Raw genomic sequence first — 25,988 nt, forward strand, 5'->3', positions numbered from 1 at the left:
CCATACCGCACTCCGCGAGCGAGTCTACTATATTTTATGCACTATACTGCATTTATTTACATTGTCTCTTTCGCGAGGCCGCGCCCCAGCGTACACATCCTGTGGAGATTTTCCCAGATTAATGTATATTTGCGTTGTTCGGATGGACGTCTGAGGAGATGAAATCCGGAGTCTTGACCGCATAGCTACCCGGATATGATTCATTTCACTCATCTTTCTCTCGAGTGCTTTGTGAGCAGTCCGAGGCCCAGTGGATAAGAGACTCGGCATAAATCAACCAACGATAGGAGAAGTAGATGGCTAACCACGGCCCTCTCGACTCTGGGGATCCTTCCACGGCCCACGAGAGCAACGAAAACACTCTCGCCACGCCGACCGGTGGCACCCCCACTCAAACTAAAGAAGCCAAACGGCGCATCCCGCGCTACCAGGTACGAGCCCTCGTCGGCAGCTACAAGGCAGAAACCGGCGATGATGTGGGTGCGGGCGAAGTCCCTGTACCCAAGACGAATTGGCCAGTATTTATCATTTCCGGTCTACTGATCATCGCCATGGTGCTCTATGCCGGGTTCGGCCAAAAATCCGCCGCAGAAACCTTGGCCAACGTAACCGGATGGATCGGCAACAACCTCGGCTGGTTCTACGTGCTCACCGCCACCATCGCCGTTGTCTTTGTTCTGTATGTAGCACTATCCAAAGCAGGCGAGATCCGCCTAGGACCGGATCACTCACGCCCTAAATTCAGCACCTTCTCCTGGGTGTCCATGCTCTTTGCCGCCGGTATCGGTGTGGACCTCATGTTCTTTGCCGTGGCCGAACCGGTCACTATGTACATGGCACCGCCAGTGGGTGAAGGCGAAACCATGGAAGCTGCCAAGGAAGCCGTGGTCTACGCCATGTTCCACTACGGTCTGACCGGTTGGGCGTTGTACGCACTGATGGGTATGGCCTTCGGCTACTTTGCCTACCGCCTGAATATGCCCCTGGCTATTCGTTCCGCACTCTACCCGCTCATTGGCAAGCGCGTGCACGGCCCAATCGGCTCCGCAGTAGACATCGCCGCTATGCTCGGCACTGTTTTCGGTGTCACTGCTTCCCTCGGCATCGGCGTAGTGCAGCTTTCCTACGGTATCCACCTCATTTTTGGCATTGAGCAGGGATTCGGCCTCCAGGCCGCGCTCATCATCATCGCCATCTCGATTGCGACCCTCTCGGCCGTATCTGGTGTGGACAAAGGTATCCGCTTCCTGTCTGAGCTCAACGTGTACCTGGCCATTGCGCTAATGGTCTACATCGTTGTTTTTGGCAAGACCGCCTACCTCTTCGACGCCATCGTGACCAACGTCGGTGACTACGTGTCCAAGTTCCCCTCCTGGACCTTGGAGACCTTCGCCTTTGCCGAAGACCAAGCCAGCACTGATGCCTGGATGCAGGCCTGGACTCTGTTCTTCTGGGCCTGGTGGATCGCGTGGGCCACCTTCGTGGGCCTCTTCCTCGCCCGCATTTCTCGCGGCCGTACGCTGCGCCAGTTCATCTTCGGCACCCTTACCTTCCCATTCCTGTTCATCCTCATGTGGATGTCCTTTTTCGGCAACACCGCTTTGGATATGGTGCGCTCCGGCGACTATCCAGAGTTCGCAGAAAATGCCATTAACGTCCCTGAGCAGGGCTTCTACGATATGCTGCAGGAATTCCCTGGCTCTGCCATTGTCATCTTCCTGACCACCTTCATTGGCCTGCTTCTCTACATCACCTCTGCCGACTCCGGCGCACTGGTCATGTCCAACTTCACCTCGCGCATTACTGATAACCGCCAAGACGGCTCCCGCTGGCTGCGCATTTTCTGGTCCGTCACCGTCGGCGCTCTAACATTGGCCCTGCTGCAGATCGACGGCATCGCCACCGTTCAGTCCGCCACAGTGGTGATGGGACTTCCTTTTGCTTTCGTGGTGTATCTCATCATGTTCTCACTGTGGAAGTCCTTGCGTCTGGAAAGCATCCAAGCTGACGCCCGCAGCACCGCACTGCATGGAGTCATCTCTAGTCGTACCGAGCGCGAACCAGCTGATTCCAGCCTGTGGAAGAACCGCTTGGATCGAGCCAACACCTTCCCCTCTAAGACAGAGATGGAGACCTACCTACGCGACACCGCTACTTACGCTCTTGAGCAGGTTGCTACGCACATGCGCACCCGCGGCTACGACGCCATCTTGCTCACCAGCGAGCTTCCCGATGTCGAGCTGCCCCAGCTTGATCTTGAAGTGCGTCTCCACAATGAACGAAAGTTCCGTTATCAGCTCTTTCCCGTCGCCGCCGAGCGTCCAGACTTCATTGAAGGCGAAGGCGATGAGTACTACCGCCTCGAGGTCTACGATATGACCGGTTCACTGGGCTATGACGTTTATGGCTACTCTGGGAACCAAATCATCAATAACGTGTTGGATCTCTACGAACGCCACCTGGCTTTCCTATATATGCAACAAACCCAGCCGGGCGAATCCGATGTCTCCGATGGCGCCGAGCCTGAGCGCACCTGGCGCGAAGATAGCTAAGCTGGCGAATCCACAAGCCTCTATGAAAGAAAGGTTGCTTTTCACTTGAGCCCCCAGAACACTTTGTTCGACCCCACAACGACCGACCTCTTGAAGGGCGTGCACTCCGGCGGCTCGCCCAAGTCCCTTTTCATCAATGGCCAGTGGGAGGCTGCCCAGAGCGGCGAGACCCGCACCATCATCTGCCCCGCTGATGGCTCCACCGTGGGCCTCGTGTCCGAGGCTTCCGACGAGGACACCGAGCGCGCCATCAAGGTTGCCCGTGAAACCTTCGACAACGGCGAGTGGGCTAATACCCCGGCCGTCGAACGCGGCAAGCTGGTCATCCGCGTGGCCGATTTCATCCGCGAGCACAAGGAGCTCTTCGCCCAAGCCGAGTCCGCCGATACCGGCAAGCGCTACGAGGAATCCTTAGGCGATATGGATGATATCGCCAATGCCTTCGAGTTCTTCGGTACCCTGGCTCAGCACCAGGCCGGTCGAGTAGTCGACCCGGGTGACCCAAATGTTCGCTCCCGTATCGATGCAGAGCCGATTGGCGTCTGTGGTCTCATTACGCCGTGGAACTACCCGCTGCTACAGGTGTCCTGGAAGGTGGGTCCCGCACTGGCTGCCGGTAACACCTTTGTACTCAAGCAGGCCGAGCTCACGCCGCACACCGCCATGCTGCTCATGGCCGCACTCAAAGAATGTGGCTTGCCCGACGGCGTAGGTAACCTCATCACCGGCGCTGGGGCTAACTGTGGCAACCCGCTGTCCCAACACCCCGATGTGGACATGGTGTCCTTCACCGGTGGACTGGCCACGGGCAAAATTATCGCCAAGAATGCGGCCGAGACCGTCAAGCGCACTGCACTCGAACTCGGCGGTAAGAACCCGAACGTGATCTTCGCTGACGCTAACTTCGACGTCGCCGTGGACAACGCCCTCAACGGCGCCTTCTTCCACTCCGGACAGGTCTGCTCCGCGGGCTCCCGCATCATTGTCGAAGAGTCCTTGCACGATAAGTTTGTTGACGCCTTGGTGGAGCGCGCAAACAAGATCAAAATCGGTGGCCCTACAGATGAAAAGGCCGAGACCGGCCCCCTCATCTCCGCTGAGCACCGCGAAAAGGTTGCCGCTTATGTGGATAAAGCACGTGAGCAGGGCGCCAAGATCCTCACTGGCGGACGCGTCGCCACTAGCCAGGACACCACTGGACCGCATGGCACCGGCACGACTGACCTGGGGGCTGGCATTTACTATCTGCCCACCATCATTGATGGCGCGACCCGCGAGATGGACTGTGTCCACGACGAGGCCTTTGGCCCAACCGTAACCATCGAGACCTTCACCACCGAGGAGGAGGCCATCGCCATCGCGAATGACACCGAGTACGGCCTAGCGGGTGCGGTGTACACCGCTGACGCTGGCCGCGCCGAGCGCCTTGCCCGGGCCCTGCGCCACGGCACCATCTGGATCAATGACTTCCACCCGTACTTGCCGCAGGCAGAGTGGGGCGGCTACAAGCAGTCCGGTAACGGCCGCGAGCTTGGCCCCACCGGCCTAGCCGAATACCAAGAACACAAGCACGTGTACCAAAACCTGTCCCCTGCCGCGTGGGAGCAGTTCGGTTTACAGTAGTTCGTAGGAACAGATATCGCTAAGGCCCCGCGGTCCAGAAAAGAACGCGGGGCCTCAGTGGCAGGCACACACCACGGTTTAGCTTTGCGTGCGCGGCTTAATGGTCATGGTGTCAATGTTGACGTGCTCCGGCAGCGAGGCCACCCAACGCACGGCCTCAGCGATGTCTTCTGCGGTGAGGTTGAGCTCGCCGTCATACACCTGTGCGGCACGTTCGGTGTCGCCCCGAAAACGATTAAGGGAAAATTCTTCCGTGGCTACACGGCCCGGGTCGAGTTCGGTGACGCGGACACCGTGCTCCTCGATACGTAATGCACGAGAAATCACGCGCACGCCATGCTTGGCGGCGTTGTAGCCGGAGCCGCCCTCGTAAACGTTCCACCCGGCAACGGATCCCATGTTGATAATGAGCCCACCCCGCAGCTTCGGCATGAGGGCTTGGATCATACGGACAGTGCCGAGGACGTTGACGTCGTACATCCACTGCCAGTCCTCTACGGTGGTCTCCACGAGAGGTTCCAAGCCCTTCGCGCCACCGGCGTTGTTGACCAAGAGGTCCACGCGGTCGAGGTGGGAGACGAACTCAGCCACGGACTCGTCCGAGGTTACGTCGAGGGCATAGGCCTCGCCACCGATGTCCTTCGCGAGGGCCTCAAGGCGCTCTACGCGACGCGCACCGACGACGACATGCCAACCGTCGGCCGCCAACGCTCTTGCCGACGCCTCCCCGATCCCCGAGGACGCTCCTGTGACAACTGCTACCTTTTCCATGCGCCCTAGGATAGGACTTCTTCCAGCTCGGCGCAGATGTTTTCCACGATCTCGATCTTGAAGTCGGCCGGGGTAAAGGTGCCATCCTTCATGTCAGTATTGAGCGAGATATCAAGCTGAGTGCGCAGCTGCTTCATGGAGAAATTAGCCATGATGAGACGCCACGCCTCCACCGCGCGGATGCCGCCGCTAAAGCTATAGCCCACATAGGCAATCGGCTTGGCCACCCACTCAGCGCCCAAGGAATCGACGGCGTTCTTGAACGCACCCGGCACGGAGTGGTTGTACTCCGGGGTAACGAAGATATAGCCGTCGCAGGCATCAATGGCATCGGACCAAGCTTGGACATTCGGGTCCTCGTAATTTTTGTTTGCCGCCATAGGGATGACGGAAGAAGTGAGAATTGGAACGTCGAAGGCCTTGAGGTCAATGAGCTCGTAGTCAACGTCGCGACCTTGGGCCAGGTCAGTGACCCATTGGGCGATGGCCAGCCCGGCGCGGTCGTCGCGGGTAGAGCCAAGAATGATGCCGATTTTTGCCATAAATGTGCCTTTCACATTTTGTTAACGTGTCAACGTTTGAGCGTACGCCGATATGCTCACGCGATCGACATTTCCGCTCAACATGTTTATTCTTTTGCCATGTCACAGGAGAACTTGGCGGATCACGGATCCATTGAGCGCATGACCAGCGGGCAGTGGTTCATGCCCAGTGTCAACGAGGAGGTCAACGCCGAGCACCAGCGCGGATTCCGGTTGGTCAAAGAACTCAACGAGCTGCACAACACCGATCGCGACCGCGCGCACGACATCCTGCGCGCGCTGCTCTCCCCCGAGTCCGAAGTACCCGGCCTCCACACGCCGCTTAACCTGGAATACGGCCGCAACGTCACGGTTGGCAAAGGGGTGTTCATCAACTTTGGTGCGACAATCCAGGCGCAAGCGCCTGTAACCCTCGGAGACCGCGTCATGATGGGGCCGAACTGTTCGCTCATCACGGTGGGCCACCCCGTCAACGATCATGAGATGCGGGCGGAGGGCTGGGAAATAGCTAAACCTATCACCATCGGTGATAACACCTGGTTTGGCGCCAACGTCACGGTCCTGCCTGGCGTCACCGTGGGCAAGAACTGCGTCGTAGGCGCAGGCTCACTGGTGACCCGCGACGTACCGGATAACTCGCTGGTCCTGGGCTCACCGGGGCGCGTGGTGCGCAAGCTGGAGGACAACGAAGATAGGTGGGAGCGCCAAGATCTCGATGTTTGATCTCAAGGCAATCGGCAAGGGACTTCCCGTCCTAGAGACCATTGATTCGCTTCCTTCAGACGGCCACGTCGTGGTCCAGGCCCCGCCCGGCACCGGTAAGACCACGCTTATTCCACCGGCATTAGCGAACCAGGTAGAGGGCAAGGTTCTCGTCACCGCACCACGCCGCGTGGCGGTGCGTGCGGCGGCAAACCGCCTTCAGGAGTTGTCAGGCCAGCGCATCGGCTATGCGGTGCGCGGTGATTCCCGCAAAGGCGCGGACGTCGAGTTTGTTACCCCAGGTGTTTTGTTACGCCGACTGTTGCGGGATCCGGAACTTGAAGGGATTTCCGCCGTGGCCATCGACGAGGTCCACGAACGCCAGCTCGATACTGACCTCGTACTCGGTATGTGCTTAGAGTTGGCGCAGCTCCGCGATGACTTTCGGGTTATTGCCATGTCCGCGACTGTCGACGCCACCCGCTTCTCCCAGCTTATGGGGAATGCGCCGATCCATTCCACTGAGGCTGTCACGTACCCACTCGATATTTCCTATGAACCGATTCCGGGGCGCGCTGCGGGAGATCGAGACTTTTGGAAAGGCGTGGCGAGGGTTGCCGCGCGGCAGCACGAGTCCACGCTGGTCTTTGTTCCCGGCGTGCGCGAGGTCAACCTGGTGTGTGATGCACTGAGTGGCCATAACGTTTTTCCGCTCCATGGCCGCCAGACCACGCAAGAGCAGGATGCGGCGCTTTATACGCGCGAGCCGCGCATCGTGGTGGCGACGTCCATCGCGGAATCTTCGCTGACCGTGCCAGGCGTGCGCACCGTCATCGATGCCGGGCTATCCCGCGTGCCCAAGCGGGATGCGCAGCGCGGGATGAGTGGGTTGGTGACAGTGTCGACGTCGAAAAGCAGCGCCGATCAACGCGCCGGACGTGCCGGACGTGAGGCGCCGGGTACCGTCGTCCGCTGCTATTCGCAGGAGGATTACCAGCACTTTTCCCCGCACGTGATTCCAGAAATTCTTTCTGCGGACCTCACGCAGGCGGCACTGTTCATGGATAGTTGGGGCGCGGGACCGGATTTCCCCTTGCTGGATCCCCCACCGGGGCCCGCGCTTGCCGACGCCCACCGCACCCTAGATCTGCTCAACGCTGGCGAAGAGCTGGCGTTACTGCCAACGCACCCACGATGGGGAGCTGCCCTGCTCAAACATGGCTCCGGTGCCGCTGACACAATTGCCCGCCTGGATGATTCGGATCCGAAGCGGCTTGCCCGCTTGGTGCCCAACAAGGGTCCGGTGGACCCAGGCGTGGTGGTCGCTAGCGCCTTCCCGGAGTTCGTGGCTAAGCGCGTGGGCGACAAGGAGTTTTTGCTCGCCAGCGGTACGCGCGCGCGGTATTTCGAGGATGGTCACGACTGGTTGGCGGTGGCTGAGGTGTCGTTGGCGCGATCTGGAAACGCCATCATTCGTGAAGCAGTGCCCATTGCGGAAAAGGACGCACTCGACATCATCGGCGTGACCGAAGAGACGCGAGCATTTCTCGACGGTCCCAAGGTCCGTGGCATGCGCGTGCGTGCGGCAGGCTCCATCGTGTTGTCGGAAACCCCAGTGAAGGTCTCCGGTGATGAGGCGGTGGAGGCACTACGCAACTCCGGACAGGGTTTAAATCTGTTTCACTTCAGTGACAAGGCTCAAAACCTGCGGGAACGTATGCGTCATCTGCATAGGGCATACGGGAATCCGTGGCCGGACGTGGACGGCGATGATCTGAGCTGGCTGGAGCCGGAGCTGCATGAGCTGGCTGCCGGGAAGCGGCCAGACATGTACCCGGCGCTGCAGCGCTTGCTCCCCTGGCCCGAAGCTAGCCGCTTGGATGAGCTCGCGCCGGAACGGTTAGCGGTTCCGTCCGGACGTGCTGCGAGGATCGATTGGTCCGGCGAGCGTCCCGTGGTCTCCATCAAGCTGCAGGAATGCTTCGGCCTGGCTGAATCGCCCGAGTACTGCGGCCACCGCGTGCAATTCCATCTGTTGTCTCCCGCCGGCCGGCCACTTGCCGTCACCGATGATCTGGCGAGCTTCTGGTCCGGGCCCTATGCCGGCGTGCGCGCCGACATGCGCGGGCGCTACCCCAAACACCCGTGGCCGGAGGATCCATGGAACGCTGTGGCCACGGCGAAGACGAATTAACCCCACTGCTGCCAGGACAGGTACACGCTCATCACCACGACGAGTGCGAGAAGCGCATAGCGGATGAGCTTTGCACCACCGCCAAGCACAGTCCGCGCGCCCAGCTGCGCGCCAATGATATTTGCTGCCGCGAGAACTAAGGCGAGACCCCACACCACGTGGCCACCCACGATAAACACCACGAGCGCACCGACGTTGGTACACGTGTTGACCACTTTCGCCATCGCTGCGGAGGTGAGGAAATTCTGCGAGAAGATAGCGGTAAAGGCCATGATGAGGAACATGCCGGTGCCGGGGCCAAAGATGCCATCGTAGAAGGCGATGGCAGCGACAGCGGCTAACCCTGCCCACGTGCGCCAGCCGCCGCGGATTCCGTCGCCGCTGCCGAAGTCCGGGCGAAAGGCCACAAAGATGCCGACTGCCACCATAAGCACGATGATGACCGGCCGCATGACGTCCTTGTCCATGAGTGCGGCTGCTGTGGCCCCGAGTCCAGAGCACACCAGCGCGATGAGTCCCATGCGGATGAGCTCGCCCTTCGGCGGGCGAACCTTCTTGACGAGTGTTACGGCAGCAGAGGCCGTTCCAGAGACCGCCGCCACCTTGTTCGTGGCCAGGGCTGTGGCGGGCGCAAGCTGGGGTGCGACCGCCAGGATGAGCGGAATGAGCACAAGCCCGCCGCCACCAATGACGGCATCGATCCATCCGGCCGCGGTAGCGCCGATGGTGAGAATCGCCCAACCGCTTAATCCGAAATCCATGTCCATCATTAAACTCGATTCCATGTCTGTTCGTACGCGATGGGTCATCGTGGCCCCGGGGTCTGCAGCACTGGGGGCATTGTTTAGCTACCTTCACGTACCCGCAGCCTGGATCCTCGGCGCCATCGTGGTCTCGGGAGCCATGGCCTTGACGACGGGCAAAGAACTCGCCGTTAACGAGCACTTTTATTCTGTCGCCCGCGGGTTCATCGGAATGATGGCGGGCATACCACTGACCTTAGTTCCTGCCTCCACGCTCCTTGGCTTTGTGCCAGCCGCGGTGACGATGTCACTCATCACCGTGCTTATCGGTGTCGCCGGCGGCGTGCTGCTACACCGCTCACAGCCAAAAGATATTTCCTGGGAAACCGGAATCTTATCCATGCTGCCGGGCGGGGCCTCGCTCATGCCCGCGCTAGCCAGCGAACTCGGTGCGGACTACCGCTACGTGGCGCTGACGCAATACCTGCGCCTTCTGGCGGTGTCGGTGTCCCTCCCCTTGGTGGTCTCCTTGTTAGACGCCCCCGCGGGCAAAGGCGTCGACATGAGCGTTGACGGCGAGGTCACGTGGTGGATCGTGGGGTTGACGGTCGCCATCGCCGTGGTTGGTGAAAAGCTAGGCAAGCTGGTGTGTTTGCCAGCTGCTGCTGTTTTGGGGCCGCTCCTCTTGACCGTGCTGGTCGCCCAGGTTATTCCAGCCGGCCACACTTTGGAGCCGCTCTACGTCTTCAAGATCATGGCGTTTATGTCCATCGGCTGGGTCTGCGGTGGTGGGCTGTCGGTACCGGCACTGCGGGCCTTCACTAAGCAGCTACCAGCAACGATCCTCTTTATCATTGTCGTGATCGGCGTGTGCGCGCTCACTGCTGTGCCTTTGACCGCATGGCTGGACATCACCTACTTCGAGGCGTACCTCGCCACCTCACCCGGAGCGCTGGAGACCGTCCTCGCGCTCTCCGCGGAAGGCGGGGCGGGCCCCGCCGTGGTAGCCGTGCAAATTATCCGGCTCATCATCGTGCTGGTCATCGCGGGATATTTGCCCCAGATTTTGGGGCTATTCCGCCGCTAGTGGATAAATCACAGAGTCACTAGTGGATAAATCCAAGAGTCTAACAACTAGTCCAGAATTGTCTCGCGCAGAATCGACATCGGCACAGAACCTAGGGCCAATGCCTGGGAGTGGAAATCACGTACGTCCATGCCCTGCTCCACGGCAGCGTCGCGGGTCTGCTGCCACAGGCGCTGGCCCAGGGCATAAGACGGCGCCTGGCCCGGCCAACCCAGGTAACGGGTGACCTCGAAGGAGAGGTTGGCGTCATCCATCGCGGTGTTTTCACGCATGAAGGTCTTGACGTGGGACTTGTCCCAGACGCCGGACGCGGTGCACTCCGGCAACGCCTTGCCCAGGTGGAGTCCGATATCCACCACGACGCGGGCGGCGCGGAAGCGTTGGGCGTCGAGAAGCCCCATGCGGAAGCCCGGATCATCCATGTATCCCAGCTCCGCCATGAGTGCTTCAGCGTATAGAGCCCAGCCCTCACCGTGGCCAGAGTTCCACGTCACCGCACGGCGCCATAGGTTGAGGTCCGGCTGGGTCAGCGCGGCGCCAATCTGCAGATGGTGGCCCGGCGCGCCCTCGTGGTGGACGGTTGTCAGCTCCTGCCAGGTGTGGAAAAGCTCCTGGCCAGCCGGTACGGACCACCACATGCGGCCGGGGCGGGAGAAATCATCGGAGGGCGAGGTGTAGAAGATGCCGCCGGTGCCGGCCGGGTCGATACAGCACTCGATTTCTTTAACGGCCTCCGGGATGTCGAAGGCGTTGCCGTCGAGGTCCTTGATCGCGCGGTCCGCGGTGGACTGCATCCACTCCACTAGCGCGTCGGTGCCGTGCAGCTGGTAGCGCTCCTCTTCGTTGAGTTTGCGCATGGCCGCGCGCACGGTGACGTCGGAGCCGTAGAGCTCGTGGGCGATCTTTTCTTGTTCCGCCTTGATGGAGCGCACCTGGTCCATGCCCCACTCATAGGCCTCATCGAGGTCCACGGCATCGCCAACGAAAAGCTTGGAGAAGCGCTCGTAGCGCTCGCGGCCCACCGCATCCTGCGATGGTGCCTGCGGCTGCAGCTCGTTAGAGAGCCAATCGGCGAACTCGCCGAAGGCTTCCTTGGCCGCGTCCACCTCTGGGCCTTCAACGCCAAGGTCCTCGAGCATGGAGCCGGCGTCGGCAAGCCGCTCGCATTGCACGAAGACATCGGAGATCTGGCGCTGCGGCGCGACCATGCCACGCGAAGCCGCCTCGGTGAGGGACTCCTTGTAGCCGTTGAGCGAGGTTGCCACCTTCGACAGGCGCGAACGCAATACATCAAGCTGCTCCGGGGTGTCCTTCGGCATGAGCATGAGGGTGTCGCGAATGGTCTGCACCGGGGAGGCAATGTTGTTAAGGCAGCGGATGTCCTCACCGGCATGGTGCAGGTCAAGATCCAGGCAGAGACGGTCGCGCAAGACGGCGGCGGTGACGTAGTCCACCTCGTCAAAATCGTCGTCATCGTCGGATTCGTCGGTGGTGTCATCGAGGGCATCGAGATCCGCCATCATCTCACGAGTGCGATCCGCCACGGAGGAGTAGTACTCCGGGGAGAAATCTTCCAACTCACCGTCGAAGCCGGGAATTCCCCACGCGGTGGCATCGGTGGGCGTGAGCTGCGCGAGGTCGTGGACGAAATTATCGCACGACGCGTCCAGCAGCGAAGGCTGGCGCTCTGCGTTCTGGTCAAAACTCATAAGGGCGAAGTCTAACGAAGATCCAGGGGTTTGGGCCAACCCAGCGCCGCCTTATTTACCAGCTTGTTAGCTAATTGTTGCTCCACTTACTTCCCGGGCTTGTCCAGGATGTAAATTCGTTGAGCACTTCAGCAGGAGAGGGGTTCACCACGAGAGCATCGAGGAAGCGCTTCTGAACGAATCCCTCCTGCACCATTGCAGAGTACATTCTTATAAACGGCTGCCAGAATCCCTTCACGTCTACGAGACCCACCGGGCTATCCAGGTTCCCCAACTGTTGCAGGGTGAGCACCTCGGTGAGCTCCTCTAGAGTTCCCACGCCACCCGGCAGGCACACGAAGGCATCCGCGAGTTCCTCCATACGCGTTTTGCGCTGCGCCATGGTGTCCACGACTTCGAGTTTGGTTACCCGCTGGTGTGACATCTCGTAATCAACGAGCTGCCGCGGGATAACCCCAATGACGGTGCCGCCGGCGGCAAGGCAGGAATCTGCGACGATGCCCATCAGGCCTACGTCACCGCCGCCATAAACCAGGGTGAGGTTGCGCCGCGCGAGCTCCTCCCCCAAAAGGTGTGCGGCTTGGCCATAGGCTTCAGAGTTTCCAGCGGCGGAGCCGCAGTACACAGCAACAGAATCCATGAACACTACTCTAACGCAGGCACACTTCTAGACTATGATGTCTACTGAATCCCAATTTCTATTAGACAATGCGGTCTGCTGAATTTATACTTGCGCCATGATTAAATCTGGTCCCGTGTTCACTCGCCCCCGCACCCCAGCGGCGAAGTGCCTCCACATCATTCGACTCAACCCCGTTGTTACCCGCAGTGAACTTGTCGAAGCCACGGGACTCTCCCAGCCGACGATTACCCGCGCCACTGCCGCGCTGCTGGGTGCTGGACTGATTCGTGAGCGCACGGATTTGACGCAGTCCCGCGGCCGCGGGCGCCCCACCGTGCCCCTGGAAGTGGCGGATAATGATTGGATGCTGGTTGGTATTGCGGTTGGCACCGCCTTCACCCGCATCGCCTTCTTCGACACCAAGGGACGCACCCTGCGCGAGGAAGACGTGGCTACCCCGGTGTCGCGCTTAAGTGCAAGCGATGTTATCGAGCACATCATTGCTGGTGTCAACCGCCTGATGACCGGCCTGGATCGACGTTTGGTTTCAGTCGGCGTGACCACCTCCGGCAGCGTGAACGAAGCTGGACGCATTACCGCCCACAACCTGGGCTGGGACGAGATGGATATCGCCAGCCGTCTGGAGTACCAGTTCGGCGTTCCGGTTGTCGTGTCCTCCGTCATCCCTGCCATCCTGGGATCCGAGACGCAGTCTGCGGAGCTGGGCGCGGAGAAGCCCGTCATGGTGCTCTACGCGGATGACTCCGTTGGCGCCGCGCTGACCTTGGGCGATGAAATTGTGCAGCTCGAACTCGACGAAGCTGACGTCCTGGCCACGCAGGCGATGCTGAATGAGACCGGCGGAGACTCATTCCCAGACGTGGTGGCGAATGCTGATGAAGAAACGCGGGCGCTTCTCGACGACCGCGCGCGCTCCCTCGGGGCCACCGCTGCTGAACTTTTAACGCAGCATAAGCCCGATACCCTCGTAGTCGCCGGCGGCGCCTTCTCCGATGATCCGGCGGCCCCGAAGCTCTTTGCTTCCGCCGTGCGCCAGGCCACCGATCACCCAGTGGAGCTGCGCATGATTCCTTCGCACACCGAGATTGTTCGCGCCTGCACCCGCGCTGTAGCGCTTGATCCGCTGCTGCGCGTTCCGCTGGAGCTCGGCCGCGAGGCGAAAGCTGCCTAAAAGTAAACCGAGTCGATTCCCGTAAAAAGGTGGGCCTTGAGCCCGAGACGCTGGGCGGCGGTGACGAAGTCCGGCCGATCATCGAAGAAGTGCGTGTCCTTGGCCTGCGCGCCGAGGGCATCCACGGCCACGAGGTAGGCCTCCGGATCCGGCTTGGCTACCCCAATATCGCAGCTCAGCGTCACGGCGGCGCATTCCTTCAGCCAAGGCTGCGTCTGGCGGATCCGAGTTCCCAGAACCGTCGGAACATTCGCCAAAATGCCGACGCTATGCCCTTGAGCAATAAACCCTAGGACCGCGCGCACCATCTCTTCATCAGCGACCAACAGGCGCTCGGTGTCCAGTTCGGTCGCGTGGCTGACGTCAAAGGAGCTCAGTTCCGTCAGCGCGCGAATGCGGCCCCAATACTGCGCATCGCTCAGGTGCCCAGCATTATAGGCAGGGCGAAACTCCTCATAGATGGACCAAAAGTGCTCTACATTTTCGGGACGGAGGTAATCCTCCAACTCAGAGTTCCCGGCGGGCCGCATGAGCACGCCATAAAGGTCGAAGAGCAAACTTGCCATGCGCCCAGTGTAGCCAGACCGCACTAGCTCCAGTCAGCGTGCCCGCCACGAAGAGCGGGAGCGACAGCGTGCCCTGCGCCCACAACGTCGAGGTGGCCCCCACGAGGAACAAGCCGCCGACGCTAAACAGGGAGCGGCTCAGCGCCGTCGATGCCGCGGCGGCGCAGAGCAACAGTGCTAGACCCGCGAACGGGCCAAGCATCACGGCGAGAGCGAAGAAGAAGGTTCCCAGCGCCATGTTCGTTGCGGCCAGCCACGTGCCGCCGACCAATGCGATCACAAGGCCGGCCAGGGCACCGCAAATGAGCATCAGGCGCGTTGTAGTCATGAAAGAAATTCTCCCACCAACCGCAGAGGGCTGTGGGAGAATTCCTAGAAACTATATGGCTTCGTTACCGTTGCGCCAACGAACCATCGACGCGCAGCAGACCCGAGCCGTCATTGCCCACCAGCTTGAGCTGGTCAATGATTTCAGACACGGTGGACTCCTCCTCAACCTGCTCCTCGAGGAACCAGTTGATGAGGGCGCGGGAATCGAGATCCCCGGCGGCATCCGCGGTGCGGGCGATCTCCCGGATCTGCTCCGAGACCTTCTGCTCATGCGCGAGGGAGGCCTCAAAAGCATCAAGCGGGGTGGCGGCCTTGACGGAGCCGACCTGGATATCCTCCAACTCGACGCGGTAGCCACGGTCCAACAGGTGCTCGGCGAACTTCTGTGCGTGCTCGCGCTCTTCCTCTGCCTGCTTGAAGAACCAATCGCGCATACCCGGGAAGGACAGGTTGTCCATCTCGTAGGCCAGCTGGGTGTAAATCAGGGCTGCGCCGTGCTCGTTATTGACCTGGGCGTTGAGGAGCGTTTGCAGTTTCTCATCCATAAGAGTTAATCCTTTCGTGTGTTGTTCCCACAATACAGAAATTCTCTGGACGCGCTAGCAAGGCGATCTTAAGCAAACTCGCACGTCATAACATTTTTTCTGGTAGGTTTACCTAACCCAAACCAGAAATCCTCTGGTAGCGCGCGAGGCTAACGCCATCGAGGCCGCGGAATTCCACCGCTACTCCACGACTTGCGTACTTGTTTTCCACGGATTCAAGCACCGCCACGGTTGAGGCATCCCAGATATCGGCCTCTGAGAAATCCACAATGACCTTGTCCACCGGCAGGGTGTAATCGAAGGCGTAGACCAGATCGTTGGACGACGCGAAGAAGAGCTGGCCACGCACGGTGTAGACGTTGCCCTCCAGCTCCACCGACACCAGGTGCGCCACGCGGCGCGCAAAGGCCACCGAGGCGGTGAGGACGCCGAGGATCACACCGACCGCCAGGTTATTCGTGGCCAAGGTGCCAATCACCGTCACCAGCATGACGAGGGTTTCGCTCAGAGGCATGCGGTGAATCGTGCGCACCGAGCGCCAATCCACGGTGTGGTAAGACACCATGAACATGACTGCCACGAGAGCGGCCATGGGGATTTTTCCTACGGTATCCCCCAACACGAGGATGAGGACGAGGAGGAAGACGCCGGCGAGGAACGTCGACAAGCGCGTGCGCGCCTGGGATTCCTTGACGTTGATCATGGTCTGGCCGATCATCGCGCACACGCCCATGCCGCCGATGGCTGCGGCGAGCATGTTGCCGATGCCCTGTCCTACGGATTCGCGTGTCTTATCGGAATGGGTGTCCGTGAGGTCATCGACAAGCTTGGCGGTGAGCAGAGATTCCATGAGGCCGACCAGCGCCACGCCCAGTGCATAGGGAAGGCAGAGGAGGAGAGTGTCCTTCGTCCACGGCACATCCGGAATAATGAAGCCAGGCAGGGAGGTCGGAAGCTCACCTTGATCCGCGACGTCGGGAACCTGCCACCCAAAAATCACAGTCAGCACGGTGACAACCACGATCGCCATGAGCGGCGCGGGGATCACCGTGGTGATTCGGGGCCATACCACCATGATCAGCAGGCCCAAGGCGACGAGGACATACACCAGCCACGGCACGTTCCACAGATGGCTCAGCTGCGCGGTAAACATGAGGATACCCAGCGCGTTGACAAAACCCAGCATGACGCTGCGAGGGATGAAACGCATGAGCTTGGCGACGCCCAGCACTGCCATCACCACCTGCAGAATTCCCGCCATCCAGATGGTGACGAGGACGTAGTGCAGGCCATGCTCGTGGGCAAGTGGTGCGATGACCACGGCGACCGAACCCGCCGCGGCGGAGATCATGGCTGGGCGCCCGCCGGTGATGGCGATGGACATCGCCATGATGACGGAGGCGAAAAGACCCACCTTAGGGTCGAGTCCGGCGAGGATGGAGAAACTTAAAACTTCCGGGATGAGGGCGAGCGCAACAGCAAGCCCGCCAAACACTTCTTTACGGAAGCGGGCGGGCGAGTTGAAAGCCGCGCGGAAAGAACCGGCGGAGGCTTCTGACATTAATGTCCTTCCTGGAAAGAGCCATCGCGCGTGATGACCGGGAGGACGGACCATGCGAAGTTGATCCACTGGTCGGTCTTCTTCCACGAGAAGTCCGGCTCAAAGATGGTGGTCGGCTTCGTGTAGATCACCGCGGACTTGACCTCGGATGCGGTCTGCTCGAGCAGGTTGACCACGAGGTCGAGGGTCTTGCCGGAATCCGCCACGTCATCAACGACGAGGACCTTCTTGTCCTTGAGCGAGTCTGTATCTAGCTGCGGGTTAAGGAGAATCGGCTCCGGAAGGGTCTCACCGATATCGGTGTAGAACTCCACGTTGATAGCGCCCATCTCCTTGACGCCGATGGCGTAGCCAATAGCGCCGGCTGGGATCAATCCACCGCGGGCCACGCCCACGATGAGGTCCGGGAACCAGCCCGAATCCACGATTTCTTGGGACAGGAAGCGACTGGCCTCACCGAAGACCTCCCAGGTCAGGTTCTCGCGTTCCGGGTTCCACCACTCCGGGGTGCTCATCGTCTAGGTCTCCTTCGCCAGATTGTGCATTTCCCTCAGTTTAATCATCTCCCTCAGCGGAACGGAACCTCTGCCACCGTTCGCCGCAATTTGCGGGTGCGCAGCCGCTCTGGATTCTCCGCCAAGGCCTCCACCGCGCGCACCGCGCACATGACGTGGGCCTCCTTCGAATTCGAATAAAAGGCCTGCGCTTGGGCGGGAAGTTTAGGTACGGCGTGCAGGGGCAAATCAGAAACCGACAACAGCGTGCCGTACGGGATGCGGTAGCGGTAGCCGTTGGCGGCGAGGGTGCAGGATTCCATATCTACTGCCACTGCGGTGGAGTGGCGCAGCCATTCCCACAAGTCCCGGGAGGTGCGCCACTCCCAGTTGCGGTCATCGGTGGAGAGCACCGTGCCGGTGCGCATGAGCGAATTGTCTTTCCCATAGACCTCGTCGACGGCGGCCTCCAGCATGCGCTGGATCTCCGGGATAGCGGGAATCGGGTTGCTGGTGGTGACGGTGCCGTCGAGGATGTGGTCTTCGCGCTGATAAGCATTGCCCAGGATGAGGTCTCCGATGCGCATGCGGCCATCAAGCCCTGCGCAGTGGCCGATCATGATCCAGGCCTCGGGGCGCAGCACCGCGAGACAGTCCGTGATGGTCTTGGCGTTGGAGGGGCCGACGCCAATGTTGATCATCGTGATGCCATCGCCGCCGGCGGTGATGAGATCAAAACGTGGCATCTGGTAGCGGGAGGTGAGGGTGAGCCCGTCGACGTCGAGAAGCACCGCGTCATTGGGGTGGATGGTCTCTCCCGTGGGCAGCACGAGCGCGGTATAGCGCGAGTCTTCCCGGGCCAACTCGCGCAGGCCGAACTTAACGAACTCGGTGGTGTGCATGGCGTAGTTGGTGAACAGGATGTACTTCTGCACGGTGTCCACCTCGATGCCGGTGTAGTGCTCGATGCGGGCGCAGGCGATATCGAAGCGCTGCGGGCCAAAGTGAAAGAGTGGCTTTTCCTTCCCGTGGAAGGCTTTCCAGGCGCCGTCAACGATTCCGTCATGCACCGCATCGAGCGTGGGCCGGGGTATGTCGCCGCGGTCCTGGGGAATTTCTGTAATCCCCCGGATATATTCCGGCGGGATGCGCTCATCTGATTGGCCAACGTAAATATCGCAGGGATAGTTATTGGTGAGCCGTGTGAGCTGCTCTGTGAGGTATCCACGAATCAGCCATGGCTTTGATATCACCGCCGAGTAGCGGCCCTCTTGGTCCACGTCGCCGAAGGGTTCAGAGCGGTCGATGGGCGTCCACTGACGCACATGCACGGTGATCTTCGGGTAGACCACGTGGCGGTAGGCGTCGTGGTCCCCCGAGGCGAGTGCGTGACGTGCCAGCTCGCAAGAACTGTCATAGAGCTCGCTGAGGCGCGCAACCGCTTCGTTGACGGAGTGGACATGCTGCAGGTCGGTCATGCCCGCGAGTGTATCCATGAAAGAAGCCCGCCGCGGTGAAGCGGCGGGCCCTATCCCCATGACTAATCCGGTAGCGCGTGCGGTGTGGAGCTCACCGCCGGACCAAATTAGGCAAGCCTTAGCTTAGTACGAAAGTTGGATAGGGGTCAAGAGTAAACTGAAATTCCATGATCCCACTCCCCCTCGGTGCCCGCAGACGTCCGCGCGGCGTCTACGAAGACGACTGGTCCGCGCGTCCCACCGCAGAACGACCCTGGCCGGTTGTTTTGATCCACGGAACCTGCGACAGCAAGGGGATATGGCAGGTTCTCGCAGGAATGCTCCGCGCCGCTGGCTGGGCCACCTTCGCCCCTGACTACGGGACCCGCGCCACCGGCCCCCTGCAGGAATCCGCCCGGCAGCTCGACGCCTACGTCAACGCCGTCCGCACCGTTACCGGCGCTGAACAAGTAATCCTCGTCGGGCATTCACAAGGTGGGTTATTGGCTCGGTACTGGATGCGCATGCACGACGGCGCAGAGTGTGTACGGCACGTCGTCTGTATCAGTGCACCCAACCACGGCACGACCCAGGGTGGAATCGCCAGCCCCCTCTTTCGCAGCGAAAGGCAGGAGGAAGTGGCGCGCTCGCTTATCGACGCCTGGTTTGGCCCCGCCGGAATGCAGCAAGTAACCGGCAGCAAGATAATTGAGGACACGAACCGCGGCAGTGAGGTCGAACCCGGGGTGAGCTATACGTGCATCGCCACCCGCTCCGATGCCATCGTGGTTCCTCCCAACACCTGTTTCCTCAATGGCCAGCAGGTAAGAAATATCTATATTCAGGACATCGAGCGCCGCGCGATAATCCGCCACGAAGATATGCCCATGGATAAACGGGTCTGCCAGGTAATCCTCGAAGAACTGGAGCAACTCTAGAGTTCTAGCTCGTCCAGGATCGCATCGAAAGCCGGGCCCACTTGAGTGCGCCACAGGGTGTCTACGCGGTCATCCGCGCGTCCTGGCCCTCCATTGATGGTGGCTACGCGCTTGCCCTGTTTCTTGGCCTCCAGAACGAAGCGGAAGCCGCTCATGACCGCCAGCGAAGAGCCGGCTACCAGCAGGGAGTCAGACTCGTTGACCATCGCATAGGCGGCGTCCTTCTTATAGGTGGGGACGGGCTCCCCAAAATAGACCACGTCTGGCTTGAGGCGCTGTGAGCCGCACCGCACGCAGCCGGGCATGACAAATTCTTCGACCGCTTCGTGGCTGAGGGCAACGTCGCCGTCGGGGTTAACGTCCTCTTTGTTGACTGCCCAGCGTTGCAGATATGTCGGGTTGGCTGTGGCCGCGCGGGCGTCGTAGTCCGCGCGTGTTTCTTCGTATCCGCAGCTCAAGCACACCACGTGTTGCATGTCTCCGTGCAGGGCGATGAGGTTGCGCTGCCCGGCTTCTTCGTGGAGGCCGTCGACGTTTTGGGTGACAACACCCGTAAGGAGCCCGGCGCGCTCGAGTTCGACCAACGCGTAGTGCGTGCGGTTGGGGTGTGCAGCTTGCATGACCCGCCAGCCAACGAAAGCGCGTGCCCAGTAGCGGTGCGAGGCCTGCGGGTCGTGCAGAAACTCCTGATAGGTCATGGGGCGGTGGCGGCTGAGGGAGCCGTTCGGGCCGCGGTAGTCCGGCACGCCTGATTCCGTGGACACTCCCGCCCCGGTGAGGACCATGACGTTGCCGCGGCGCAGTTGCTCGGCGACGGCCTCCAGCGCCTGTTTTTCAGGAGTCGGCTCAGCGATCTCGGTGACGACGCGGGAAATCGAGCGCAGCGCAGACCGATGGGCGTGGGCAACAGCGGGATCCATGGTGCCCCAGCTTACGGAAGTGCCTCCTCATAAAGGTGGTCCGAGTCAAGCTCGCCGTGCCGCGAACAGCGCGCGTTCCAACCATCCGGGCGCACCTGCACCACCATGCGGCGCCCGCACAACTGGCAATAGCGCGGGACGTCCAGGCCGGCCGCGGCCGCCGGGTGCAAGGTGAATTCCTCGCTCAGTGGTTTCCCAGTATTGGGATGGAACAGCGGCTCCTCGCCGGCAAGGACGGCGGCGGCCAGTTCCGTCGAGTTTTTCATCAGAGCGCCTTGATGGGCAGGTCGATGCGGCCGAGCATGTCGACGTCCTTTTCAATCTGCTTGCCCAGCGTGGTCAGGTAGTTGCCGGCGATGATGGCGTTGATGCCGCCGAGGAGGCCCTTTTCGGTGCCGTCGTCACCGAGGGAGAGCTCGCGGCCACCCGCAAAGCGGAGAGTTACAGACGGCATGGCCAGGCGGAAGGCGGCCACGGCGCGCAGCGCCTCACCGAGCGGGACTAGGGGGTAGTCCGCGAACGGGGTGCCCGGGCGCGGATCGAGGAAGTTCATCGGTACCTCGCAAGGCTCGAGCTGGGCCAGTTGGTAGGCAAACTCGGCGCGATCCTCGAGGGATTCGCCCATACCGATGATGCCCCCGGAACAAATCTCCATGCCGACAGCACGCACGTTCTCGAGGGTTTCTTTGCGCTCCTCCCAGGTGTGGGTCGTGACCACGTTGGGGAAGAAGGACTTGGACGTCTCCAGGTTGTGGTTGTAGCGCTGGGCGCCCATGTCCTTAAGCCGCTGGGCTTGCTCGCGCGTCAGCGTGCCCAGGGATAGGGAGATTTCAATATCGACTTCATCGAGGATGGCCGGGATGGCCTCGGCAACCTGGGACAGGAGGTTCTCGTCTGGGGCCTTCACGGCCGCCACGATGCAGAACTCCGTAGCGCCGGTCTTAGCGGTCTTCTTGGCCGCCTCCACCAGCTCCGGGATGTTGAGGCGCGCGGCGCGCACGGGAGACTCGAACAGGCCTGACTGCGAGCAGAAGTGGCAATCCTCCGGGCAGCCGCCGGTCTTAATGGAGATGATGCCTTCCACGGACACGTCCGGGCCGCACCACTTCAGGCGGGTCTTGTGGGCGATGTCCGCGATCTCTTCCAGCTGCTCATCCGGGATCTGGAGAACCTGCAAGAGTTCTTCTTCGTTGAGGCCGATGCCCTGCTCCAGGGCCTTCTCGCGTGCGATGTCTACGATGCTCATGCGGGAAACATTACTTGAACACCGTTCAAGTTGTGGTAAATCTGCCGGTTTCATGTAGTCCGGACTAACCTCTAGGCCATGGATTCCACGCTCTACGACGACACCCTTGCACTGCTTCAGGAGCTTATTCGCAATGCCTGCGTGAATGACCTCACTCCGGATTCCGGCCACGAGGTCCGCAATGCCGACACGTTGGAGCGGTTTTTCGCAGGCACCCCGGTGGAGGTTCAACGCTATGAATCGCACCCCGGCCGCGTGACCATCGTGGTGACCGTTCCGGGTGACCCGGACAAGGAGCCGCTCACGCTCATGGGCCACACGGACGTCGTGCCCGTCGACCAGCCCAAGTGGACCAAGCCACCCTTCGACGCCGTCATCGAGGATGGCAAGCTCTACGGCCGCGGCGCGGTGGACATGCTCTTTATTACGGCGACGATGGCGGCGGTGACTCGCGATGTGGCTCAGCGCGGCAACCCCGGCGGCACCCTGGCGTTTGTGGGTATGGCGGACGAGGAGGCCCGCGGCGGTTTGGGCTCCATCTGGATGGATAAGCACCACCCGGAGGCCTACTCGGTGCGCAACTGTCTCTCGGAGACCGGCGGCAGCCACCTGCCCGGCGCGCTCGGCTTCAACGTCGGTGAGAAGGGCGCGGGCCAGCGCCGCCTGCACGTGCACGGCGATGCCGGCCATGGCTCGACGCCGTTTGGGAAGGACTTTGCCATCGTCAAGATTGGTGAAGTTGCTCGCCGCATCGCCGTCGCCGAGCCACCAGTGGCCACGGATGAGGTGTGGCAGGGATTCGTCAAGACCTTCCGCTTCGATCCCGCAACGGAGGCAGCGCTTCTCGACGGCTCCGCTGACGCCGCCGACTACGAAAAGTTCGGTAATTTGTCTGCCTACGCCCACGCCTTCTCGCACACGACGATTGCTCAAACGGTCCTGCGCGCAGGTGGTGCCATCAACGTGCTGCCCTCCCACGCCTACCTAGAGATGGACATCCGCCCCTTCCCCGGCCAGACCCAGGAGGAGCTTGATGATTTCCTACGTGAAGCGCTCGGCGATATGGCCGAGGAGGTAGAAATCGAGCACCTTATTACTGAGGACGCCACACAGTCCTCGACTGATACTGAGCTGTGGCGCTGCATTGAAGAGACCGCCCACGAATTCTTCCCGGATAAGGAAGTGCTGCCAGTGCTGGCGACGGGTGGTTCCGACCTGCGCGTGGCTCGTCGCCGCGGCGGCAATGCCTACGGTTTTGCACTGCATGCGGAGGATCGGGACATGGCCAGCGCAAACTCGCAGCTGCACAGCCACGATGAGCACCTCTACCTGGAAGACTTGGATTTGACTGTGAAGGCGTATTTTTCGCTGGTAAATCGTTTCCTGGCGCGTTAGGACTTGCGCAAACGTGTAAAAGCTGTGGCACAATGTGGCGCATGAGAAATAAGCTTGTCCTCTGCTCCGTTGCTGCTGCCATCGGCCTGTCCGCCCCTACCGCATCCGCCGACATGGTGGATGACTACCTGGCCAAGGTCCCTGCCGGCCAGATTTCCTGTGAGCAGGCCACCAAGTACTACACCAATCCGTCTGACTACAACAGCAAGAAGTCCCAGGCGCTGGCTGCTGCTAACTTCCACCCGCGTGGCGGCGAGATCCGCGACGCCGTCGCCCGCGCCGACGAGGCCATCGCGCGCTGCGGCCTGAACGGTGGCGGCAACACTGCTAACAATGGTGGTGCCCCAGCTAATAACACCGCCCCAGCTAACAACAATGCCCCTGCTAACAACGGTGGTGGCGCCCCGGCCAATAACGGCAATAATGCCCCAGCAAACAACGCTTTTCCGACCTTCCCGGTGACCATCGGCAACTTCACCTTCAACGTCCCGGACATTCTGGCGTACCTGAAGACCCTCGTCGAGGGCACCCCGCTGGCCCAGCTTTTGCCGTAGGCAGCTAGCTGAAATACGTCCCCGCGTGCAGCGCACAGCCTGAATTGAAGGCGTGCCCGCACGCGGGGCATTTATATGCCGAGTATTCGGCGTAGGTCATTGTTCGGCCGCAGGCCCCGCACATGACGCACAGCTCGTCCTTCGGCATGGGCCCGAAGTCATGGTCTGTCAGCTCCGCATGACACAGCGAACACGCGAACCATCCGCCGCAGGTGTGGCACTTGTTCGCAATGACGTCGACAAGCGTGTGCCAGTGACGGCACCGACCCTCCGCGTCGATGGCGCCGTGAATCTGTGTCATTAGCGCGTCAGCCCCCATATGATCTGCTCGTGCACGCGCGGATCATGGGGCAGCTGCCCGTGCTCGACGGGAGCGGATTCCACGTTGGCCACGTCCGCGCCCGGGACAGCGGTGAGCTCAGAGGTCCGATTTGGCGTCACGGTGTTATCCGCCGGCGAGTAGATGGACGTGTAGGTGACGCCGGGCGCGGTGTCCGGAAGCTGATTGAGATCCTCCATAAAGTCCGAGCCCTGCAACTGCTGGATGCCGGCGCTGGTGCCCAGGAAATCAACCACATCGGGCGCGATTTTGGCCGCCGTGCTGAGGGGTGTTGCTCTGTCACCCCACGTTGTCCCGTGGAAGTTCGCACCGATTGTAACCACTCGGTTCACTTCCTCTGCTGAGCCGTAGAGCTGCGTGAAGGTCTTGGTGTGCAGGCCGCCTTGGGAGAAACCGACGAGGTTTACTTTGTGTGCTCCGGTGACCTCACGGATGTGCTCAATGTGCCCGGCTATTTCGCGCCCTGAAGAATCCAGATCCGCAATACCCTTCATGTAGTCATAGGCATTCTGGTACGTGATGTCCTCGGCGCCGTAGTCGAAGGCCCACACGCACATGCCCTGCTCGGTGAGTTTTGGGATGAGATCATTCCAATCGGCCGCGTTGGCTGAGGTGCCGTGGAGAAGGACGACCGGCTCGGTGACCGAACCCGTGGGCTTACAGTCAGGATCATTGATGCCGAGTTCCTGCGCGGCGGAGGTCTCCATAGTCTGGGCATGCGCTGGAACAGGTGCAGCGGTGCCGAGGAGGATGGCCAAGAAAGCGCGCTGTAGAAAGCCGTTTTTCATGATGCACTAGCTTATCCTCCAAGGCTGGCCATTTACTGTGTGATTTCTGTGCGCATGTGGGGTGACGGCCACTAGCATGAAGGTGGATAGACAAAGGATCTGAAATGAAGCGACTTCTCTCTCTTGCCGCTGCGCTCTTTGTGCTCAGCGGCTGTTCCTCACTCGACGTTGAATCCACTCCTGAGAGTGAGACGTCACCAAGCACAAGCACCAGCGTTACTGAAACAGCAGAAGAGACCCCACGCCCCACCCTTCCCACTGCCGAGGAAAGCGCCGAAGATATCGGCGTGGATCAACCGCACGAAGAAGTCATCGGCTTCACCGAGGCGCCTGGTGTAGCGCAGCCTACTCCGATGGAGAAGACCATCGAATCCTGCGGTGACGTCTCACTGCACGAAACCGGAACCACATTCTTCAGCGATGGAACTTCTGGCTGGACGCAACAATGCGCCGACGAAATGATGGCCGCGAATCCCCCAGTGCAAGAGGCCGCCGCTATTTATGAAGCACCCGCCGTACAACAGAACTACGTTCACCCCGGCGCGTATTGCAATGGCGGTAGCGGCGTATCAAAGAAAGGTGTCCCGATGACGTGCGCGCCCGCTTCTGATGGCAGGATGCGCTGGCAAAGCGCTTAAGCCGGCGGTACACGCCTTCTCACGAACCTGTCACTGTCGTTCACGGTAAATAAGAGCGAAAAACTTCAGGCGGGCTCAGGTGGTGAATGCATCTATACAGCTAGGAGGTTGTGTAGATGTCAGGTGATGAGAAGCTGCGTGAGCGGTTTGTGAAGGCGTATCTGCATAATGCGCGTCCGGTGCCAGTGATCCTGAAGGAGTTGGGCGTCTCGAAGGTTCAGGCGAGGGCATGGCGCCAAAGCGAGGGGCTTAACCGTGCTCGGCTTCAGCGGAGTTTGGTTGACCAGCAGTATCAACAAGTTGTCGCTCTGGTTGAGAGTGGCCGATCTGTGCTCAGCGCAATTGAAGAGGTCGGGTTTCCTCAAAGTCTGGCTTATCGCTACCTTGCTCAGGACGGGTTGGAGCTTGTCCGAAGCAATCGCGGTGGAACGGCACAACCCGTCGACTCCTGGCATACACTGCTCAACCCTGACACCAAC

The 25,988-nt window shown here is 60.7% G+C and carries 26 protein-coding genes; 10 read left to right on the forward strand and 16 right to left on the reverse strand.

Annotated elements, in window-relative coordinates:
- Positions 1-296 precede the first annotated feature (296 nt).
- Together betT and HMPREF2943_RS00260 are read left to right on the forward strand one after the other, a co-directional pair.
- Complete coding sequence (betT, locus tag HMPREF2943_RS00255; RefSeq protein ID WP_070644662.1) at positions 297-2,552, forward strand: choline BCCT transporter BetT; 2,256 nt, start codon at positions 297-299, stop codon at positions 2,550-2,552.
- A gap of 45 nt (positions 2,553-2,597) precedes the next feature.
- Positions 2,598-4,175, forward strand: a complete 1,578-nt coding sequence (locus tag HMPREF2943_RS00260) for an aldehyde dehydrogenase family protein (protein WP_070710468.1) — start codon at positions 2,598-2,600, stop codon at positions 4,173-4,175.
- A gap of 78 nt (positions 4,176-4,253) precedes the next feature.
- Here HMPREF2943_RS00260 and HMPREF2943_RS00265 read toward each other — a convergent pair whose 3' ends face one another.
- Together HMPREF2943_RS00265 and HMPREF2943_RS00270 are read right to left on the reverse strand one after the other, a co-directional pair.
- On the reverse strand, positions 4,254-4,946 hold the full coding sequence (locus tag HMPREF2943_RS00265) for an SDR family oxidoreductase (RefSeq protein ID WP_070645002.1): 693 nt from the start codon (positions 4,944-4,946) through the stop codon (positions 4,254-4,256).
- Positions 4,947-4,951: 5 nt separating this feature from the next.
- A complete protein-coding gene (locus HMPREF2943_RS00270; protein WP_070444398.1) occupies positions 4,952-5,488 on the reverse strand; it encodes an NADPH-dependent FMN reductase in 537 nt (178 codons plus the stop codon).
- A gap of 99 nt (positions 5,489-5,587) precedes the next feature.
- Here HMPREF2943_RS00270 and HMPREF2943_RS00275 point away from each other — a divergent pair, with 99 nt between their 5' ends.
- Complete coding sequence (locus HMPREF2943_RS00275) at positions 5,588-6,211, forward strand: sugar O-acetyltransferase (protein WP_070710470.1); 624 nt, start codon at positions 5,588-5,590, stop codon at positions 6,209-6,211.
- Positions 6,204-8,384, forward strand: a complete 2,181-nt coding sequence (locus HMPREF2943_RS00280; protein WP_070710472.1) for an ATP-dependent RNA helicase — start codon at positions 6,204-6,206, stop codon at positions 8,382-8,384. Before HMPREF2943_RS00275 ends, HMPREF2943_RS00280 begins: the two co-directional genes overlap by 8 nt.
- Here HMPREF2943_RS00280 and HMPREF2943_RS00285 read toward each other — a convergent pair.
- Entirely contained in the window at positions 8,381-9,151 is a 771-nt protein-coding gene (locus tag HMPREF2943_RS00285) for a TSUP family transporter (RefSeq protein WP_371325753.1), read from the reverse strand. The genes HMPREF2943_RS00280 and HMPREF2943_RS00285 overlap by 4 nt on opposite strands.
- Positions 9,152-9,167: 16 nt before the next feature.
- Between HMPREF2943_RS00285 and HMPREF2943_RS00290 the strand changes: the two genes are divergently transcribed.
- Positions 9,168-10,214 carry an AbrB family transcriptional regulator gene (locus HMPREF2943_RS00290; protein WP_246817237.1) on the forward strand — a complete coding sequence of 349 codons (1,047 nt, stop codon included), beginning with the start codon at positions 9,168-9,170 and terminating at the stop codon, positions 10,212-10,214.
- Positions 10,215-10,261: 47 nt separating this feature from the next.
- Here HMPREF2943_RS00290 and HMPREF2943_RS00295 read toward each other — a convergent pair whose 3' ends face one another.
- Positions 10,262-11,923 (reverse strand): DUF885 domain-containing protein, encoded by a 1,662-nt coding sequence (locus HMPREF2943_RS00295; protein WP_070710476.1) that lies wholly within the window; start codon positions 11,921-11,923, stop codon positions 10,262-10,264.
- A 70-nt stretch (positions 11,924-11,993) separates the two neighbouring features.
- A complete protein-coding gene (locus HMPREF2943_RS00300) occupies positions 11,994-12,563 on the reverse strand; it encodes an LOG family protein (RefSeq protein ID WP_070710523.1) in 570 nt (189 codons plus the stop codon).
- Positions 12,564-12,660: 97 nt separating this feature from the next.
- Here HMPREF2943_RS00300 and HMPREF2943_RS00305 point away from each other — a divergent pair, with 97 nt between their 5' ends.
- Positions 12,661-13,737, forward strand: coding sequence for an ROK family protein (locus HMPREF2943_RS00305; protein WP_070444410.1), 1,077 nt, complete (start codon positions 12,661-12,663; stop codon positions 13,735-13,737).
- Here HMPREF2943_RS00305 and HMPREF2943_RS00310 read toward each other — a convergent pair.
- The 6 genes from HMPREF2943_RS00310 to amn all read right to left on the reverse strand — a co-directional run bounded on the left by HMPREF2943_RS00310 (position 13,734) and on the right by amn (position 18,711).
- Complete coding sequence (locus tag HMPREF2943_RS00310; protein ID WP_070444412.1) at positions 13,734-14,303, reverse strand: HAD-IA family hydrolase; 570 nt, start codon at positions 14,301-14,303, stop codon at positions 13,734-13,736. The two genes, HMPREF2943_RS00305 and HMPREF2943_RS00310, sit on opposite strands and share 4 nt — an antisense overlap.
- Positions 14,245-14,631, reverse strand: coding sequence for a hypothetical protein (locus HMPREF2943_RS00315; protein WP_070444414.1), 387 nt, complete (start codon positions 14,629-14,631; stop codon positions 14,245-14,247). The genes HMPREF2943_RS00310 and HMPREF2943_RS00315 overlap by 59 nt, the downstream gene beginning before the upstream one ends.
- A gap of 64 nt (positions 14,632-14,695) precedes the next feature.
- The gene (locus HMPREF2943_RS00320; protein WP_070444417.1) at positions 14,696-15,178 is read right to left on the reverse strand and encodes a ferritin; all 483 of its coding nucleotides are present in this window, start codon (positions 15,176-15,178) and stop codon (positions 14,696-14,698) included.
- A gap of 112 nt (positions 15,179-15,290) precedes the next feature.
- On the reverse strand, positions 15,291-16,739 hold the full coding sequence (locus HMPREF2943_RS00325; RefSeq protein ID WP_070710478.1) for a SulP family inorganic anion transporter: 1,449 nt from the start codon (positions 16,737-16,739) through the stop codon (positions 15,291-15,293).
- Positions 16,739-17,254, reverse strand: a complete 516-nt coding sequence (locus HMPREF2943_RS00330; RefSeq protein WP_010188260.1) for a phosphoribosyltransferase — start codon at positions 17,252-17,254, stop codon at positions 16,739-16,741. The genes HMPREF2943_RS00325 and HMPREF2943_RS00330 overlap by 1 nt, the downstream gene beginning before the upstream one ends.
- A gap of 53 nt (positions 17,255-17,307) precedes the next feature.
- The gene (gene amn / locus HMPREF2943_RS00335; protein WP_070710481.1) at positions 17,308-18,711 is read right to left on the reverse strand and encodes an AMP nucleosidase; all 1,404 of its coding nucleotides are present in this window, start codon (positions 18,709-18,711) and stop codon (positions 17,308-17,310) included.
- Positions 18,712-18,878: 167 nt separating this feature from the next.
- Here amn and HMPREF2943_RS00340 point away from each other — a divergent pair, with 167 nt between their 5' ends.
- Positions 18,879-19,628, forward strand: coding sequence for an esterase/lipase family protein (locus HMPREF2943_RS00340; protein ID WP_070710483.1), 750 nt, complete (start codon positions 18,879-18,881; stop codon positions 19,626-19,628).
- Here HMPREF2943_RS00340 and HMPREF2943_RS00345 read toward each other — a convergent pair.
- The 3 genes from HMPREF2943_RS00345 to bioB are packed head-to-tail and all read right to left on the reverse strand — an operon-like array spanning position 19,625 to position 21,794.
- Positions 19,625-20,548 (reverse strand): Sir2 family NAD-dependent protein deacetylase, encoded by a 924-nt coding sequence (locus tag HMPREF2943_RS00345; RefSeq protein ID WP_070710485.1) that lies wholly within the window; start codon positions 20,546-20,548, stop codon positions 19,625-19,627. The genes HMPREF2943_RS00340 and HMPREF2943_RS00345 overlap by 4 nt on opposite strands.
- 11 nt (positions 20,549-20,559) lie before the next feature.
- On the reverse strand, positions 20,560-20,814 hold the full coding sequence (locus HMPREF2943_RS00350; protein WP_070710487.1) for a biotin synthase auxiliary protein BsaP: 255 nt from the start codon (positions 20,812-20,814) through the stop codon (positions 20,560-20,562).
- A complete protein-coding gene (gene bioB, locus HMPREF2943_RS00355; RefSeq protein ID WP_070444432.1) occupies positions 20,814-21,794 on the reverse strand; it encodes a biotin synthase BioB in 981 nt (326 codons plus the stop codon). The genes HMPREF2943_RS00350 and bioB overlap by 1 nt, the downstream gene beginning before the upstream one ends.
- A gap of 78 nt (positions 21,795-21,872) precedes the next feature.
- Here bioB and HMPREF2943_RS00360 point away from each other — a divergent pair, with 78 nt between their 5' ends.
- A complete protein-coding gene (locus tag HMPREF2943_RS00360) occupies positions 21,873-23,189 on the forward strand; it encodes a M20/M25/M40 family metallo-hydrolase (protein WP_070710488.1) in 1,317 nt (438 codons plus the stop codon).
- Between the two features lie 41 nt (positions 23,190-23,230).
- The gene (locus tag HMPREF2943_RS00365; protein ID WP_246817238.1) at positions 23,231-23,743 is read left to right on the forward strand and encodes a hypothetical protein; all 513 of its coding nucleotides are present in this window, start codon (positions 23,231-23,233) and stop codon (positions 23,741-23,743) included.
- Between the two features lie 4 nt (positions 23,744-23,747).
- On the opposite strand, the gene HMPREF2943_RS00370 is transcribed toward HMPREF2943_RS00365, so the two are convergent.
- Positions 23,748-24,044, reverse strand: a complete 297-nt coding sequence (locus HMPREF2943_RS00370; protein WP_070525004.1) for a CHY zinc finger protein — start codon at positions 24,042-24,044, stop codon at positions 23,748-23,750.
- A complete protein-coding gene (locus HMPREF2943_RS00375) occupies positions 24,044-24,871 on the reverse strand; it encodes an esterase/lipase family protein (protein WP_070710490.1) in 828 nt (275 codons plus the stop codon). Before HMPREF2943_RS00375 ends, HMPREF2943_RS00370 begins: the two co-directional genes overlap by 1 nt.
- A 104-nt stretch (positions 24,872-24,975) precedes the next feature.
- Between HMPREF2943_RS00375 and HMPREF2943_RS00380 the strand changes: the two genes are divergently transcribed.
- On the forward strand, positions 24,976-25,509 hold the full coding sequence (locus HMPREF2943_RS00380) for a lipoprotein (RefSeq protein ID WP_070645047.1): 534 nt from the start codon (positions 24,976-24,978) through the stop codon (positions 25,507-25,509).
- The last annotated feature ends 479 nt before the right edge of the window (positions 25,510-25,988 follow it).

It is taken from the genome of Corynebacterium sp. HMSC072D12 (assembly GCF_001813925.1).
In the GTDB taxonomy this organism is placed as follows: Bacteria; Actinomycetota; Actinomycetes; order Mycobacteriales; family Mycobacteriaceae; genus Corynebacterium; species Corynebacterium aurimucosum.

Coding starts and splice junctions, on each gene's coding strand:
- HMPREF2943_RS00345 (WP_070710485.1), bottom strand. CDS start 20,548: ATGGATCCCGCTGTTGCCCACGCCCATCGGTCTGCGCTGCGCTCGATT.
- HMPREF2943_RS00380 (WP_070645047.1), top strand. CDS start 24,976: ATGAAGCGACTTCTCTCTCTTGCCGCTGCGCTCTTTGTGCTCAGCGGC.
- HMPREF2943_RS00320 (WP_070444417.1), bottom strand. CDS start 15,178: ATGGATGAGAAACTGCAAACGCTCCTCAACGCCCAGGTCAATAACGAG.
- HMPREF2943_RS00275 (WP_070710470.1), top strand. CDS start 5,588: ATGTCACAGGAGAACTTGGCGGATCACGGATCCATTGAGCGCATGACC.
- HMPREF2943_RS00315 (WP_070444414.1), bottom strand. CDS start 14,631: ATGACTACAACGCGCCTGATGCTCATTTGCGGTGCCCTGGCCGGCCTT.
- bioB (WP_070444432.1), bottom strand. CDS start 21,794: ATGAGCATCGTAGACATCGCACGCGAGAAGGCCCTGGAGCAGGGCATC.
- amn (WP_070710481.1), bottom strand. CDS start 18,711: ATGACCGACCTGCAGCATGTCCACTCCGTCAACGAAGCGGTTGCGCGC.
- HMPREF2943_RS00340 (WP_070710483.1), top strand. CDS start 18,879: ATGATCCCACTCCCCCTCGGTGCCCGCAGACGTCCGCGCGGCGTCTAC.
- HMPREF2943_RS00285 (WP_371325753.1), bottom strand. CDS start 9,151: ATGGACATGGATTTCGGATTAAGCGGTTGGGCGATTCTCACCATCGGC.
- HMPREF2943_RS00350 (WP_070710487.1), bottom strand. CDS start 20,814: ATGAAAAACTCGACGGAACTGGCCGCCGCCGTCCTTGCCGGCGAGGAG.
- HMPREF2943_RS00290 (WP_246817237.1), top strand. CDS start 9,168: ATGTCTGTTCGTACGCGATGGGTCATCGTGGCCCCGGGGTCTGCAGCA.
- HMPREF2943_RS00295 (WP_070710476.1), bottom strand. CDS start 11,923: ATGAGTTTTGACCAGAACGCAGAGCGCCAGCCTTCGCTGCTGGACGCG.
- HMPREF2943_RS00270 (WP_070444398.1), bottom strand. CDS start 5,488: ATGGCAAAAATCGGCATCATTCTTGGCTCTACCCGCGACGACCGCGCC.
- HMPREF2943_RS00305 (WP_070444410.1), top strand. CDS start 12,661: ATGATTAAATCTGGTCCCGTGTTCACTCGCCCCCGCACCCCAGCGGCG.
- HMPREF2943_RS00360 (WP_070710488.1), top strand. CDS start 21,873: ATGGATTCCACGCTCTACGACGACACCCTTGCACTGCTTCAGGAGCTT.
- HMPREF2943_RS00325 (WP_070710478.1), bottom strand. CDS start 16,739: ATGTCAGAAGCCTCCGCCGGTTCTTTCCGCGCGGCTTTCAACTCGCCC.
- HMPREF2943_RS00280 (WP_070710472.1), top strand. CDS start 6,204: ATGTTTGATCTCAAGGCAATCGGCAAGGGACTTCCCGTCCTAGAGACC.
- HMPREF2943_RS00330 (WP_010188260.1), bottom strand. CDS start 17,254: ATGAGCACCCCGGAGTGGTGGAACCCGGAACGCGAGAACCTGACCTGG.
- HMPREF2943_RS00300 (WP_070710523.1), bottom strand. CDS start 12,563: ATGGATTCTGTTGCTGTGTACTGCGGCTCCGCCGCTGGAAACTCTGAA.
- betT (WP_070644662.1), top strand. CDS start 297: ATGGCTAACCACGGCCCTCTCGACTCTGGGGATCCTTCCACGGCCCAC.
- HMPREF2943_RS00265 (WP_070645002.1), bottom strand. CDS start 4,946: ATGGAAAAGGTAGCAGTTGTCACAGGAGCGTCCTCGGGGATCGGGGAG.
- HMPREF2943_RS00370 (WP_070525004.1), bottom strand. CDS start 24,044: ATGACACAGATTCACGGCGCCATCGACGCGGAGGGTCGGTGCCGTCAC.
- HMPREF2943_RS00365 (WP_246817238.1), top strand. CDS start 23,231: ATGAGAAATAAGCTTGTCCTCTGCTCCGTTGCTGCTGCCATCGGCCTG.
- HMPREF2943_RS00375 (WP_070710490.1), bottom strand. CDS start 24,871: ATGAAAAACGGCTTTCTACAGCGCGCTTTCTTGGCCATCCTCCTCGGC.
- HMPREF2943_RS00310 (WP_070444412.1), bottom strand. CDS start 14,303: ATGGCAAGTTTGCTCTTCGACCTTTATGGCGTGCTCATGCGGCCCGCC.